The 12794-nt window shown below is 52.5% G+C and carries 14 protein-coding genes; 6 read left to right on the plus strand and 8 right to left on the minus strand.

Features of this window, described 5'->3' with window-relative positions:
* On the plus strand, positions 1-223 hold a 223-nt coding region (locus Q397_RS21620), incomplete at its 5' end, for a transposase (RefSeq protein ID WP_038013164.1).
* A gap of 151 nt (positions 224-374) precedes the next feature.
* Here Q397_RS21620 and Q397_RS0108135 read toward each other — a convergent pair.
* The 8 genes from Q397_RS0108135 to Q397_RS0108170 form a co-directional block, all read right to left on the minus strand.
* Positions 375-1154 carry a LamB/YcsF family protein gene (locus Q397_RS0108135; RefSeq protein ID WP_028878996.1) on the minus strand — a complete coding sequence of 260 codons (780 nt, stop codon included), beginning with the start codon at positions 1152-1154 and terminating at the stop codon, positions 375-377.
* Positions 1154-2230, minus strand: coding sequence for a 5-oxoprolinase subunit C family protein (locus Q397_RS0108140; protein ID WP_028878997.1), 1077 nt, complete (start codon positions 2228-2230; stop codon positions 1154-1156). Before Q397_RS0108140 ends, Q397_RS0108135 begins: the two co-directional genes overlap by 1 nt.
* Position 2231: 1 nt before the next feature.
* The gene (gene pxpB / locus Q397_RS0108145) at positions 2232-2972 is read right to left on the minus strand and encodes a 5-oxoprolinase subunit PxpB (protein ID WP_028878998.1); all 741 of its coding nucleotides are present in this window, start codon (positions 2970-2972) and stop codon (positions 2232-2234) included.
* Between the two features lie 42 nt (positions 2973-3014).
* Positions 3015-4298: a TRAP transporter large permease gene (locus Q397_RS0108150; RefSeq protein WP_028878999.1), complete on the minus strand. Its 1284-nt coding sequence runs from the start codon at positions 4296-4298 to the stop codon at positions 3015-3017.
* Between the two features lie 3 nt (positions 4299-4301).
* Positions 4302-4901 (minus strand): TRAP transporter small permease subunit, encoded by a 600-nt coding sequence (locus tag Q397_RS21625; RefSeq protein WP_084148987.1) that lies wholly within the window; start codon positions 4899-4901, stop codon positions 4302-4304.
* Between the two features lie 95 nt (positions 4902-4996).
* Positions 4997-6064: a TRAP transporter substrate-binding protein gene (locus tag Q397_RS0108160; protein ID WP_051609830.1), complete on the minus strand. Its 1068-nt coding sequence runs from the start codon at positions 6062-6064 to the stop codon at positions 4997-4999.
* 36 nt (positions 6065-6100) lie between these two features.
* Positions 6101-6907, minus strand: a complete 807-nt coding sequence (locus tag Q397_RS0108165; protein ID WP_028879001.1) for a putative hydro-lyase — start codon at positions 6905-6907, stop codon at positions 6101-6103.
* Between the two features lie 123 nt (positions 6908-7030).
* A complete protein-coding gene (locus Q397_RS0108170) occupies positions 7031-7921 on the minus strand; it encodes a LysR family transcriptional regulator (RefSeq protein WP_028879002.1) in 891 nt (296 codons plus the stop codon).
* A gap of 149 nt (positions 7922-8070) precedes the next feature.
* On the opposite strand from Q397_RS0108170, the gene cysQ reads away from it, so the two are divergent.
* The 5 genes from cysQ (at position 8071) to Q397_RS0108195 (ending at position 12794) form a co-directional block, all read left to right on the plus strand.
* Positions 8071-8847: a 3'(2'),5'-bisphosphate nucleotidase CysQ gene (gene cysQ, locus Q397_RS0108175; RefSeq protein WP_240475044.1), complete on the plus strand. Its 777-nt coding sequence runs from the start codon at positions 8071-8073 to the stop codon at positions 8845-8847.
* Positions 8848-9197: 350 nt separating this feature from the next.
* The gene (gene ubiT / locus Q397_RS0108180; protein WP_051609831.1) at positions 9198-9878 is read left to right on the plus strand and encodes a ubiquinone anaerobic biosynthesis accessory factor UbiT; all 681 of its coding nucleotides are present in this window, start codon (positions 9198-9200) and stop codon (positions 9876-9878) included.
* Complete coding sequence (ubiU, locus tag Q397_RS0108185) at positions 9875-10867, plus strand: ubiquinone anaerobic biosynthesis protein UbiU (protein WP_038013167.1); 993 nt, start codon at positions 9875-9877, stop codon at positions 10865-10867. Before ubiT ends, ubiU begins: the two co-directional genes overlap by 4 nt.
* A gap of 2 nt (positions 10868-10869) precedes the next feature.
* Positions 10870-11781: a ubiquinone anaerobic biosynthesis protein UbiV gene (gene ubiV, locus Q397_RS21630; protein ID WP_038013170.1), complete on the plus strand. Its 912-nt coding sequence runs from the start codon at positions 10870-10872 to the stop codon at positions 11779-11781.
* A 62-nt stretch (positions 11782-11843) separates the two neighbouring features.
* Positions 11844-12794 carry an L-threonylcarbamoyladenylate synthase gene (locus Q397_RS0108195; RefSeq protein WP_028879006.1) on the plus strand — a complete coding sequence of 317 codons (951 nt, stop codon included), beginning with the start codon at positions 11844-11846 and terminating at the stop codon, positions 12792-12794.

The raw sequence follows: 12794 nt of genomic DNA on the forward strand, positions 1-12794 counted from the left end.
AAAAGCGATTTACAAACGGCGCAAGGAAACTGTGGAACGCAGTTTTGCTGATGCCAAACAACTACATGGGCACCGCTATGCCCGTCTGAGAGGCCTGACTAAAGTGAAAGAGCAATGCTTGATGGCAGCCACCGCCCAAAACATCAAGAAAATCGCCCTCATCTTAGCCCGTCTCAGGTTTTTATGGCGATATTTACCCACTGGAACGCCCACATATGCCTGAAAATGAAGCAGTGGAGCAACCTGCTTAAAGAAATGTCCAACAGAACAAAAAAACACAACCTTATAGAAAATAACAAACCCCGCCAAAATTGACGGGGTTTGTCAGAGATCTGGGATGTCCTTTTAGGTAGGACATCCGTTTTTATTTTGCTTTACCCCGCTGCCATCACACTTGGCAAATCAGCAAGCTGATAGCCTGCATCCGCTAATCTGTCTTTCACCCGATGGGCGATAGCAAGGGCGTTGGCACTATCCCCATGGACACAAATACTATGGATTGGCGCCTCAATCCCGTCGCCGTTCGGAGTCAGGATTTTACCTGCTTCAAGGAAGGAGAGGATCTGATCCGCGCTTTGTTCCGGGTCATGGATCACCGCCCCCGGCTCCCCCCGTGGGGTCAAATTGCCGTGAGCATCATAGGTGCGATCGGCAAACACTTCACTGGCAGTGGGAAGGCCCGCTTCAAGCCCCGCTTTAAACAGGCATGACCCGGCAGGGGCCAACAAGATCATATCATCGGCAATTGCCTTGACCGCACGCGCAATCGCGCGCGACATCTCCATATCCACGCAGGCCATGGTGTTTAAGGTGCCATGAGGTTTTACGTGGGTCAGGCTTGCGCCCTTGGAGTTGGCAATCGCCTGCAATGCGCCGACCTGATAGATGATCATAGCTTCCAGCTCGGGATGGGCCACAACCATCTTACGCCGCCCAAACCCTTGCAGGTCGGGAAAACCCGGATGCGCGCCAATGCTGACATTATTCTGTTTGGCAAGTTCAACCGTTGTGCCCATCACCAGCGGATCACCAGCGTGATAGCCACAAGCCACATTCGCGGCCCCGACCACATCCAGCATCGCCGGATCATTCCCGATGGTGTAAGCCCCAAAGCTTTCGCCCATATCGGCGTTCAGGTTGATCAGTTTGCTCATCACATATCCTCCAGATGACCGGGAAAATGTCCGGGGTTTTGTGCATCGACGACACCGCCGACCAGATTGTTTTCATAAAGGGCCAACAGATCGACGGCCCCTTCGTCAAAATAATTACGGATGGAGGCAATCGCCTTTTCGATCTCCGCTTCCTTTTGAAGATAGAGCGATTGTGCCGTTTGTAAATCCACCGCCTTAAAGCTCACTTCTTTGCCCGGCACCATTTGCCCCAGACAATAAAGATCACAGGAAATAATGCTGGCGATCTTGGGATAGCCCCCGACCGACTGACAATCCGCAGCCAAAATGATCGGCTGACCACTGCCCGGCACCTGAATGGCCCCACACACCAGCCCGTCCGAAATCAGATCATAGCCTTTTTCCGGCAGCGCTTCGATTTTGCGACCTTCTAAACGGATGCCCATACGGTCCACGTCAGAGCTGACTTTAAACGGTGTCCCGACGAACATTAAAAAGTCGGCCTCGGAAAAATGATCATCCTGCGGCCCTTGAATCACATGGATCGGGCCATCTTCAAGGGCGATCGGTTCTGCGATAATCTTTTCACTATCCGAATAAACCGCCGGCGCACGCACGGGCAGGCTATCGCCGCTTTGTAACGGCAACCCGTTATGCCCGCCCAATCCTGCGCGTGCATATGTAGAACAACTGCCCAAAACAGGCGTTAACGCCAGACCGCTTTCAACGCATAAATACCCCGTCGCCCCTTGGTCAATCGGGAAGACTTTTAAGATATCACCCTCATTCAAGGTGATGGTTTGAAACGGGGTGACAGGATGTTTTTCCTGCGTGGCAAAATCCAGCAGTTCCCCGCCACTGTGACAGGCCAAGGCGACACGAACCGGCCCGCCTTCGGCGGTGACGCTTGGTCCCATAAACCGAAATTCAATTGCAGCTTCATAAGGATCATTGCCAACCAAGGCATTGCCCAGTCGTAGCAACACCGGATCAACGGCCCCACTGCGCGGCACACCATACCGATTATACCCGATACGCCCCTGATCCTGAATAGACGCCAACATGCCAGGAGACAGAATTTTTAAAGACTGCGTCATTTTATTCGCCCCCTTTCAAAAAGCTGTCGGGCAATAGATTGCCTTGTTTCAAGTCCTGTTCAATCCGGTCGAAATCTGCACGGCTGACAGGTTCAAAACACACGGTTTCTCCGGCTTGCAACAAGCTTGGCACCGCCTGATCCGCATCGAACAACGCCACCGGACAGCGCCCCAAAAGGTGCCAGCCCCCCGGACTTTCCCAAGGGTAAATCGCGGTTTGGTCATTGGCGATCGCAACCGATCCGGCCGGTACACGGGTACGGGGGCTTTCACGGCGTGGGAAACGTAAACGCGGATCAATCTCCGCCATAAAAGGGAAACCGGGCAAAAAGCCGATCATCAAAATACTGTAGGCCGTGCCACTATGAATATTAATAACCTCTTGCGCAGTAAGGCCCGCGCGTTCCGCTACCTCTGTCAAATCGGGGGCTAACTCCCCTTCATAACAAACGGGCAAGGTCCATGTACGCCCCTGCTGGCTGGCGTCATCCGCCGCCGTCCCCGCAAGGTCACAGACCTGTTGGCGCACGGTTTCAAAACCGGCATAGGCAGGGGTCAAACAAACGGTCAGGGATCGGGAGGTGGAGATCATATCCACCACCCCTGCAATCTCGCCCGTCCCAATCTCTGCCTGTACCTTGGATCGAAGGGCGCGGACCTGCTTTGCCCCAACTGTCCCTTTCAAGTCAGTATATTCAATGGTGAAGGCAGCATCACCCATCATCAAGACACGAAAGTCCATGATCTAAACCTTACAAAACTGTAGTTACTGTTTACGGGCTCGTTAATAAAACAGGCTCGGTAACCAAAGCGCCAAATCCGGGAACGCAATCAGCAAGGCCACCATCGCAAACATTGTAAAGACGAACGGCAAGGCACCGACCATAACATCTTTCAACACCCCTTGGGAACGAATGGATTGCACCACAAACAGGTTGATCCCGATCGGGGGTGTGATCAAGGCCGTTTCCAGCAACACCATCAACAGAATACCAAACCAAACCGGATCATAACCCATGCTGACAACAATCGGCGTCACGATGGTCGCAGTCGTAATCAACATGGAGAACGTCTCCATAAAACAGCCAAGGATGACATAAAACACCACGATCAGCATCAAAGTCCCAAGCGGCGACAGGCCAAGCGATGTGATAAAGTCTGTCAATTGTGCAGTCAGACCAATGGCGGTCAGCACAAAATTCAGGAACACAGCCGCGATAATGATCAACATAATGATCGCCGTTGTGCGCATGGTGCCGCGGAATACTTCGCGCATCATCTGCCAAGACAGGCTTCGATGCACCGCCGCCAACAACAAGGATGCAACCACACCCAGCGAAGCCGCTTCGGTCGGGGTTGCCCACCCTGCATAGATGGACCCCACAACCACGAGGAAGATAAAGATCGGCGGCAACAGATGAACCAGACTTGCCAGACGTTCTGACAGGTTATAAGGCACCCGTTCCCCACCCCATTCAGGCTTCAGGATACAGGCAATCACCACGGTTGCCATAAACAGCCCCGCCATCAACAGACCGGGCACAAACCCCGCCAGATAAAGTTCGGAGACAGAGGTATTCGTCAACAGCCCAAAGACAATCAGGTTAATGGACGGCGGGATCAAAATCCCCAGCGTCCCACCGGCGGCAATGGTGCCCAAAAACAGCGGTTCGTTATATTTACGCTTGTGCATTTCCGGTTCTGCCACGGTCCCGATGGTTGCAGCGGTCGCCACACTGGACCCGGACGTCGCGGCAAACAAAGCACACGCCCCGATGTTGGAGTGCATCAAGCCGCCGGGCAACCACGACAGCCATTTTGCCATCGCATCATACATACGGGTGGTGATGCCGGATCGCAGCAGGATTTCCCCCAACATGACAAACATGGGGATCGCCACCAGCAAAAATTCGATAGAGTTGGTCCACACAATATCCCCGATCGCACGGTGGATCGGCATCATGGTGAAAAAGTGACCAAGGATAAGACCCAACCAGCCAAGGGCCGCCGCAACGGGAACACTGATCCCGATCAGGACAAGAAGAACAATGATTGTAACCGGTAACATCGTTTAGTCCTTTTCAACGAGATGTGCTTGAGAATGGGCCGTGTCTTCACCGCCATGGAGTTCTGCCTGAATTTCCTCATCCAAAGACGGGATACCGACCAGTTCGTTTACGCGGTCATCCTTGCCTTTTAATAAAGCGGCGAAGGACAGGATCAACAAGGTCAAGGCGGTCAACAGGGCAAAACAAAGGGCGGCAAACCAGATCGTTTGCGGGATCGCAAGCGGAGTCTGCAACGGTGTGATGGAGCGACTTTGATAAATGATCGCATCAGACACTAGATTATAGGCAAAGTAACAAATAACGGCGAACAGGCCAGTGGTGAAGAAAATGCTCACCACATCCAGAATGCGCCGCACCCGAATAGGGAACCTGTTATAAATAAAATCAATGCGGATATTTGCCCGCGTCAGCAAGGCATAGGAATAGGCACAAGCAGTGGAAATGGCAAATACATAGCCGGATATTTCGTCCGCCCCAGCGATGGAAATGTTTAAAAGTTTACGTGTGATGACATCATAAGTGACCAGACAGGCGGATGCCAACATCGCCCAGCCCCCCACTTGTACAATGATATGAATAAATAGATTTAAGGGCTTCATCATGATCTTTTCTCTGCTTTTTGGCCTATCAGGTCTCTATCTGCACAGGTTCGGGACTTAAAATATCGCCCGAACCTGCACAATAGAGAAACTATGACTTACTTCGCCACAGCATTCATGTTGAGGACTTTACCGACTGTTTCGTTCCAGTTGTCCGCACAATCTTTGCCGCAACGCTCTGCCCAACGGGCCAGAACCACGTCGTTGGCAACTTGGTCACGGACTTTAAGGTCAGCCGCGCTCGGCTCAACCAACGTCATGCCACCCAACGGCGCGTCCGCACCGATCGGGCATTCTTTGCCAGTCAGACATTTGATCGCAACGTCGTCTTCCTGTGCTGTCGCTTCCCACATAGAGTCTGTCAGTTTGTCCAAACGGGCTTTCATGTCAGCCTGTTGTGTTTCAGACAGGGAGTTCCATTTGTCCATGTTCATCGCACCGAAGGCCAGACCCCAGCCCACACGTAGGGAGTAAACGTATTTCGCAGCCTGATACCATTTGGCTGTATAAGCAGACATGGTGCCTGTGATCGCACAATCAACAACGCCTTTTTCCAGCGCCGGAATAACTTCCCCGAAGGAGACCGTCACGGACGTCCCGCCAACGCCTTCTACAAAGTCACCCAAGGATGTTGCATAGACGCGGATTTTCTTGCCTTTAAGGTCCTGAATACCGGAGATTTCGTCTTTACAGTACAAAATCTGGCTCGGGAACGGGTAGAGCTGAAGCAGTTTAGCGTTGAAGTACTTTTCAAACGCCCCTTCCAACGTCGGGAAATAAGCTTCCGCAACTTTGCGCTCTGTGCCGATATCCTGTGCAACAGAAGACAGATCAGCGCCTTCGAAGACAGCGTTTTCAGACGCAACATAACCCGGCAGACCATACGCATAGTCAAACACACCGGATTTCAGCATGCGCATGACTTCAAAGCCTTTAAGACCGAATTCAGAATAAGACCCGATTGTCGCAATCACTTTGCCTTCGGTGTCTTTAGAAATGCCGCGCCAAAACGGGGCTTCACGGTCGTTATAGTTGGTCATGCTATTCCAGGTCCCGATGACACTCATCTTGACTGGAGCCTCATCGGCTTTCACCGCACCGGCACCTACGGCCAGCCCAGCAACCAATGAGGCAGCAACGCCCAAAGTCTTCACTGTTTTAAACATTTACATTACTCCCAAATGATAAAATATTTAGTTTCGTCAGATTGTTATGCGGCCTTGATCTGCACCACGAATGTCCGAGATCAACATGTGACCCGGGGCATGCGTGATACAAAGTGAAGGTTTAGCATTGGTAATGGCCACTTGCGGTGTCACACCGCAGGCCCAAAAGACCGGAACTTCCCCGTCTTTAATTTCTGTCGGATCGCCGAAATCCGGTTTATTCACATCCTTGATCCCGATGGCTGCCGGATCCCCAAAATGGATCGGCGCCCCGTGGGCCTGTTGGAAGCGACTTGTAATTTCAATGGCACGGATCGCATCGGACACGGACATGGATCGCATGGACACCACGACTTCCCCATGGAAAGGTCCGGCCTTGACCGTCTGGATATTGGTGCGGAACATGGGAACAGTCTTGCACTGTGTGATATGACGCACCTCAATCCCTTCTGCCATCAAAGCATCTTCAAAGGAAAAAGAACACCCCAGCACAAAGGTCACCAGATCATCACGCCAGTGATCACGAATATCTGTCACTTGCTCGATCAACTCGCCCTTTTTAAAAATCTTGTACTGGGGAACATCGGTGCGGATATCGATATCATCACCCAATGTCGGCAAAAACGGATCGCCCGTTTCAGACACACCCACCAGCGGACAGGGCTTGGGGTTGCGCTGACAAAAACGTAAAAAATCGGTTGCATACTCAGCTGGCATAATCGCCAGATTGCCTTGCAGATATCCGCCACCTAAACCGGCAGTATCGCTGGTAAACTCACCAGAACGAATAGCCTGACGTACGTCTTTAGGCGTTGCTTTTTGTAATTTTTCTCTAAGTCCCATGACCTGTTCACTTCCAAATGTACGCTATGAGATAAAAAACGTTTCGAATGTTTCAAAACCATTACACAGCGATCCAATAAAAGCGAACTGGATTTTTTTAGAATAACTGATAACTAAATTTTATCACCTATCCTTGTAAACATGGGAAACCATAGCGGCAAGTTCAGCGATTTTTTCCGCTAGGGGGTTGAAAGGTTCTCGCGGATAAGAGGCGGTAAAAACAAGGTCTGAAGCCTGCCATGTACTCTCGATTTCGCGCAATTGGCCTGACTCGATTTCTTCTGCCACCAGCTCCCACGGCAACATCCCGACACCCAATCCATCCAGCGCCATGCGTTTACAGGCCGCCAAAGAAGTGGATGGAAAAAGCCTTGCAATATCAACATCCTCCTCCTTTGTTAAAGCCTGAACTTCGGAGAAAGGTCGGGTATTTCGCGCATAGGTCATTACCGTTTTTGACAGGATTTTACTGATCGGCACCACCCCTTGCGGCAGGTCCAATTCATGACTACAAACCCAGACCAGCGGGTAGGAACACAAATTTATATTCTGGATACTGAATTCTGAAATCGGTCCCATCAAAAAAGCCAGATCAAGGGATCGGTTGATCAGTTCATTTCGCATATTGGCGGTGACATCGACGGTCAATTCAATATCAACATGTGGAAAATTTTTGTGCACTTGCTGCAAAAAATCGGACAACCAAGTATGGACAATCGTTTCCGACACACCCAGTCGCAGGATGCCGGATAAAGATTCGGCCTCACAGGCTTTGGCTTTAAAATTATCCGCCATCACCAGCATTTTTTGGGCATAGGGCAGCAGTTCAACGCCTTTTGTCGTCAGTTCAAACTTTCCGGCATGGCGAGTAAACAGCTCAACGCCCAACGATTCTTCCAACGCGATAATACGCGAAGAAACCGCGGGCTGACTGGTATAAAGTTTTTTCGCGGCTTTGCGAAAACTGCCTAACGTCGCCACCCAAACAAATGTTTCCAGCTGCTTGAAGTTCATTCCCTGCGTCCTTTTTTATCCCATCACGTTTTTTTATACCGAACAGAATAACGCGAGATTGAGGCGCTGTCCTCAGTTAAACTGGACGCTTCGCTAAAACTATGGCAAGACAGCCCAACTATTTTACCCGCAAGCACCGGAGCTTTTTCGTGACGTTTACATTGGACCAAGCCGCCATCGACCGCCTGTTGGATATTGCCCGTATCGCAGGCGATGCCACCATGGAAATTTATCGCACCGACTTTGAAATCTATTCAAAAAACGACGAGTCCCCCGTCACAGAGGCTGACGGCAAAGCCGAAGCCATCATCACGCCGATTTTAAAAGAAATCGCGCCCGACCTGCCCATCGTCGCTGAAGAAGCCTTTAGCGCGGGCCACATCCCAAATGTGGAAGGCACTGCCTTCTGGCTGGTCGATCCGGTCGATGGCACCAAACAGTTTATCAAAAAGCAGGATGAATTTACCGTCAACATCGCCCTGATTGATGAAGACCGCCGCCCGATCTTTGGTGTCGTCCACGCCCCAGCGCTTGATCGTATGTTCTGGGGATCACTGGAACACGGCGCGTTTGTGCGTGAAGCCGATGGCAGCGTCAAAAAACTAAGCGTGCGACCCGCGCCACAGGCAGGGATTACCGCTGTCGTCAGCCGATCTCACAAAACACCAGAAGTGGATGAGTATCTGAAAGACTTTACGGTTGCCCATGAAGTCTCCGCAGGCTCCAGCATCAAGTTCTGTCAGGTGGCAGAAGGGGTTGCCGATCTATATCCGCGTTTTGGCCCGACGATGGAATGGGATACCGCTGCCGGACATGCGGTTGTTTTAGGGGCTGGCGGAACGGTCAAAACGCCCGAAGGCGAAGATTTCCGCTACGCCAAAGACGGCTTTAAAAACGGCTTTTTCATCGCCAAGGGCCAGGACTAAACCAGCCCTTGCTAGGTACGATTTTTTAAAGTTCAAGACTTGCTGAAAAACTCATTTTTTGGCAGTATACCTATGTTACAGAGATAAAGTTCTTTGTAGTGACCCCGCCAAGTCAGGGGCCACGATATAGCCGCCGTATTTCCTGTACGGCGACTGCCGCGAAGGTCGTAAGCGCGCACGGTTTTTCGCAAAAAGGCAGACAGAGAAAGCAAGGGTCGGAACCGTTTTTCCGGCCCTTCTTCGTTGGGACCGCCCCTCATTTTTCCGGTGCACTTGCCTCAGGTCAATTTTTCCCCTTTTTAAATAGGCTATGACTGGCTCACTCTTCCCAATCTTGTGTGAGGTCGTCCATGTCTCATTCCCTGAAAGGCCCCGTTGCGCCGCTGTCACCCGTCCTTCTTGCCGGGATGGCGATACGCCCGCTTCCTTACGGGCTGATCCAGCCACTCTTCAATAAAGCCATTGCCCAGATGCATCAACAGCATCCAGACGTATTTGACCGCCTGATCCCACTTGGCTCCCCGCGTTTTTTAATCGACCCGATTGATCTGCCGTTTAGCTTCATCATGGATACCCGACCAACGGCCCCGTCCCTGACCTTGTTGGACAAGCAAGAGGATGAACGCACCCAAAATATACAGGCCAGTATTCGCGGCCCCTTATTATTATTGATCGAACTGTTAGAAGGTCGCATCGACGGGGACGCTTTATTTTTTTCGCGCGATCTTGTTGTGGAAGGCGATACCGAAGCTGTACTGGGCTTGCGCAATGCGGTCGATGGGGCCGACATTAATGTCCATACCGATTTGCTGCACATCTTTGGTCCACTGGCGCGCCCCGTGGATGGCGCGGCCCAACTGGCGGGACGACTCTTCAATCGTTTCAGCAAAGATTTAAACACCCTGTCCAAAGCCACCCTTGCGCCTTTGCAACGCAAATGTGACGCACAGGCCGCTAGCCTTGCAGAAATGGAAGACACGATCACCGCCCTTAAAAAACAACTGCGCCGCCGAAGTGGAAAATCAGCATGAGAACCGAAAAGTTAGAACTCGTCTGCCCCGCCGGCACCCCTGCCGCCTTGCGCGCGGCGGTCGATGCGGGGGCGGATACCATCTATTGCGGCTTTCGCGATGCCACCAACGCCCGCAACTTCCCCGGCCTCAATTTCTCCCGCGAGGAAATGGGCGAAGGGATCAACTATGCCAAACGTCATGAGGCACACGTGCTTGTTGCACTCAACACCTACCCCGAAGCAGGCAATCCCGAGCCTTGGCACCAAGCTGTCTTGGATGCCGCCGACCTTGGTGCCCATGCGCTGATTATGGCGGATGTGGGCCTGTTGGATTTTGCCAGCAAACACCGTCCCGACACACGCCGCCACCTGTCCGTTCAGGCCTCCGCCTCCAACCCGGATGCGATTGCCTATTATCAGGATCGCTTTGACATTAAACGTGTCGTCCTGCCGCGCGTGTTGACCGTGCCGGAAATTGCCAAACTAAACGCCCAGATCAATGTGGAAACCGAAGTCTTCGTCTTTGGCGGCCTGTGTGTGATGGCGGAAGGCAGATGCTCCCTTTCCTCCTACGCGACCGGACAATCCCCGAACATGAACGGTGTGTGTTCTCCCGCCAGTCATGTGCGCTATGAAGATAAGGGCAACAAGCTGGTTTCTAAACTGGGGGAGTTCACCATCAACCAGTTTAGACAGTCTGAAGCCGCAGGGTACCCCACCCTCTGTAAAGGGCGCTTTGTCACGCAAGATAAACCGTCTTACCTGTTTGAAGACCCAACCAGCCTAAATGCGGCTGAATTCCTGCCCGACCTTATGGACGCAGGCGTCACAGCCTTGAAAATTGAGGGACGCCAGCGCGGCAAAGCCTATATCGCCCAAGTGGTCGCAGCCTTTCGCAAGGCCGCAGATGCAGCCGCACGCGGCGAACCCGTCCCGCCCTTGGGGCTTGAAACCATAACCGAAGGTCAACGCGAAACAACCGGTGCCTATAATAAAAGGTGGCAATAATCATGACGACACATCTCACTCTCGGTCCTGTCCTGTTCAACTGGTCACCAGAAAAACTGAAAGACTTCTACTTCCGCATCGCCGATGAAGCGCCTGTTCATACCGTCTTTCTCGGTGAAGTCGTCTGTTCCAAACGCCAACCGTTTTTCGCGCCCCACCTGCCGGAAGTCGCCGAACGGCTAACCGCAGCGGGCAAGCGGGTGATTTTCTCCAGCCTTGCCTTGGTGCTGACCAAACGCGAAGTCGACCTGGTGCGCGATCTATGCACCATGGACGATGTGATGGTAGAGGCAAACGACCTGTCGGCCTGTGCCCAACTGATCGGCAAACCCCACGCCATCGGTCCTTTCGTCAATATCTACAACGAAGGTACACGTAAAGTCTTTGAAGATCAGGGCGCAACCCATATCTCTCTTGCGGGCGAACTGTCACGCAAATCCCTTGCCGCCCTTGCTAAAGATGCCAAGGCCGATCTGGAAGTGCAGATTTTCGGGCGTCAACCGCTTGCGATTTCTGCGCGATGCTATCATGCGCGCTCTTATGGTCTGGCCAAAGACTCCTGTAAATATGTCTGTGAAAAACATACCGACGGCATGGATCTGGATACCTTGGATGGCGATCCATTTCTGGCGGTCAATGGCCTGCAAACCCTGTCTTATACCTGTGCAAACCTGATCGGGGAATTGGCAGACATGCAATCCATGGGGATACGCCACTTCCGCCTTTCCCCGCAAGACACCGATATGGTGGAGGTCGCCAACCTCTATCGCTCCGTCCTTGATGGGATCGCCGAACCACAAAGCGCAACAGAAAAACTCGATGACCTTGTGGAGGGTATGCCCTTTGCCAACGGGTTTTATTACGCAACAGAAGGTGTTAAAGCCAAAGGTCAGATTGAAGAGTTCGGGATATAACAAAGACGCACGCGACATATTGTCTTTTCTTTTTTCGCATTTCACGATATTGAAAAGCGGTTATGAGCAAAGACGCATCCATATATCCCGCAACAAACGACACCATTGCCCAAGCCGGCGATGTGCTGACGCGTGGCGGTCTTGTCGCCTTCCCGACAGAAACAGTTTACGGCCTTGGTGCCGATGCCACCTCCGAAGAAGCGGTGGCCTCCATTTTTGCAGCGAAAGAACGTCCATCCTTTAATCCGCTGATCGTCCATGTCCCTGATCTGGAAACGGCGCGATCTTTGGTGGAGTTCACACCGCTTGCAGAAAAACTTGCCGCGGCGTTTTGGCCCGGTGCGCTCACCTTGGTCCTGCCGCGCAAAGCGGGGGTTAAGCTGTCTTTATTGGTCAGTGCGGGGCTGGATACGGTGGCAATCCGTATGCCCAACCACCCCATCGCCACCCAATTGCTACGCGCTGCCAACACGCCAATTGCCGCCCCCAGTGCCAATAAATCCGGTCAAATATCACCCACCCAAGCCAGCCATGTTGCCCAGTCTTTACCGGGTAAAGTTGATATGATCCTTGATGGCGGTCCTTGTGCAGTGGGCCTTGAATCGACCGTGGTGGATGCCTGCGGGGACCGTGCGGGCTTCCTGCGCCCCGGTGGAGTCTCGATTGAACAGTTAGAGGCTGTCGCCGGACCACTGATCTATCCCGACGATGCGCCCGATGCGCCCAAATCACCGGGGATGCTGACCAGCCATTACGCCCCGACCCTGCCCATGCGCCTTAATGCCAGCACGCGCAAAGACGGGGAAATCCTGTTGGGCTTTGGGGACTGTGAAGGGGCCAGCCTCAACCTCAGCCCCACAGGTGATCTTGAAGAAGCTGCAGCTAACCTGTTTGCCATGATGCGCGAGCTGGATCAGGACGGCTATCAAACCATGGCCGTGTCCCCCATTCCAAAAGAAGGTCTTGGTCTTGCCATCAATGATCGGTTAAAAAGAGCAGCAGCACCACGATAA

Source organism: Terasakiella pusilla DSM 6293 (assembly GCF_000688235.1).
GTDB classification, from domain to species: Bacteria; Pseudomonadota; Alphaproteobacteria; order Rhodospirillales; family Terasakiellaceae; genus Terasakiella; species Terasakiella pusilla.

Coding starts and splice junctions, on each gene's coding strand:
- Q397_RS0108160 (WP_051609830.1), bottom strand. CDS start 6,064: ATGTTTAAAACAGTGAAGACTTTGGGCGTTGCTGCCTCATTGGTTGCT.
- Q397_RS0108150 (WP_028878999.1), bottom strand. CDS start 4,298: ATGTTACCGGTTACAATCATTGTTCTTCTTGTCCTGATCGGGATCAGT.
- Q397_RS21625 (WP_084148987.1), bottom strand. CDS start 4,901: ATGATGAAGCCCTTAAATCTATTTATTCATATCATTGTACAAGTGGGG.
- Q397_RS0108170 (WP_028879002.1), bottom strand. CDS start 7,921: ATGAACTTCAAGCAGCTGGAAACATTTGTTTGGGTGGCGACGTTAGGC.
- pxpB (WP_028878998.1), bottom strand. CDS start 2,972: ATGGACTTTCGTGTCTTGATGATGGGTGATGCTGCCTTCACCATTGAA.
- Q397_RS0108195 (WP_028879006.1), top strand. CDS start 11,844: ATGAGCAAAGACGCATCCATATATCCCGCAACAAACGACACCATTGCC.
- Q397_RS0108135 (WP_028878996.1), bottom strand. CDS start 1,154: ATGAGCAAACTGATCAACCTGAACGCCGATATGGGCGAAAGCTTTGGG.
- ubiT (WP_051609831.1), top strand. CDS start 9,198: ATGTCTCATTCCCTGAAAGGCCCCGTTGCGCCGCTGTCACCCGTCCTT.
- ubiV (WP_038013170.1), top strand. CDS start 10,870: ATGACGACACATCTCACTCTCGGTCCTGTCCTGTTCAACTGGTCACCA.
- ubiU (WP_038013167.1), top strand. CDS start 9,875: ATGAGAACCGAAAAGTTAGAACTCGTCTGCCCCGCCGGCACCCCTGCC.
- Q397_RS0108165 (WP_028879001.1), bottom strand. CDS start 6,907: ATGGGACTTAGAGAAAAATTACAAAAAGCAACGCCTAAAGACGTACGT.
- Q397_RS0108140 (WP_028878997.1), bottom strand. CDS start 2,230: ATGACGCAGTCTTTAAAAATTCTGTCTCCTGGCATGTTGGCGTCTATT.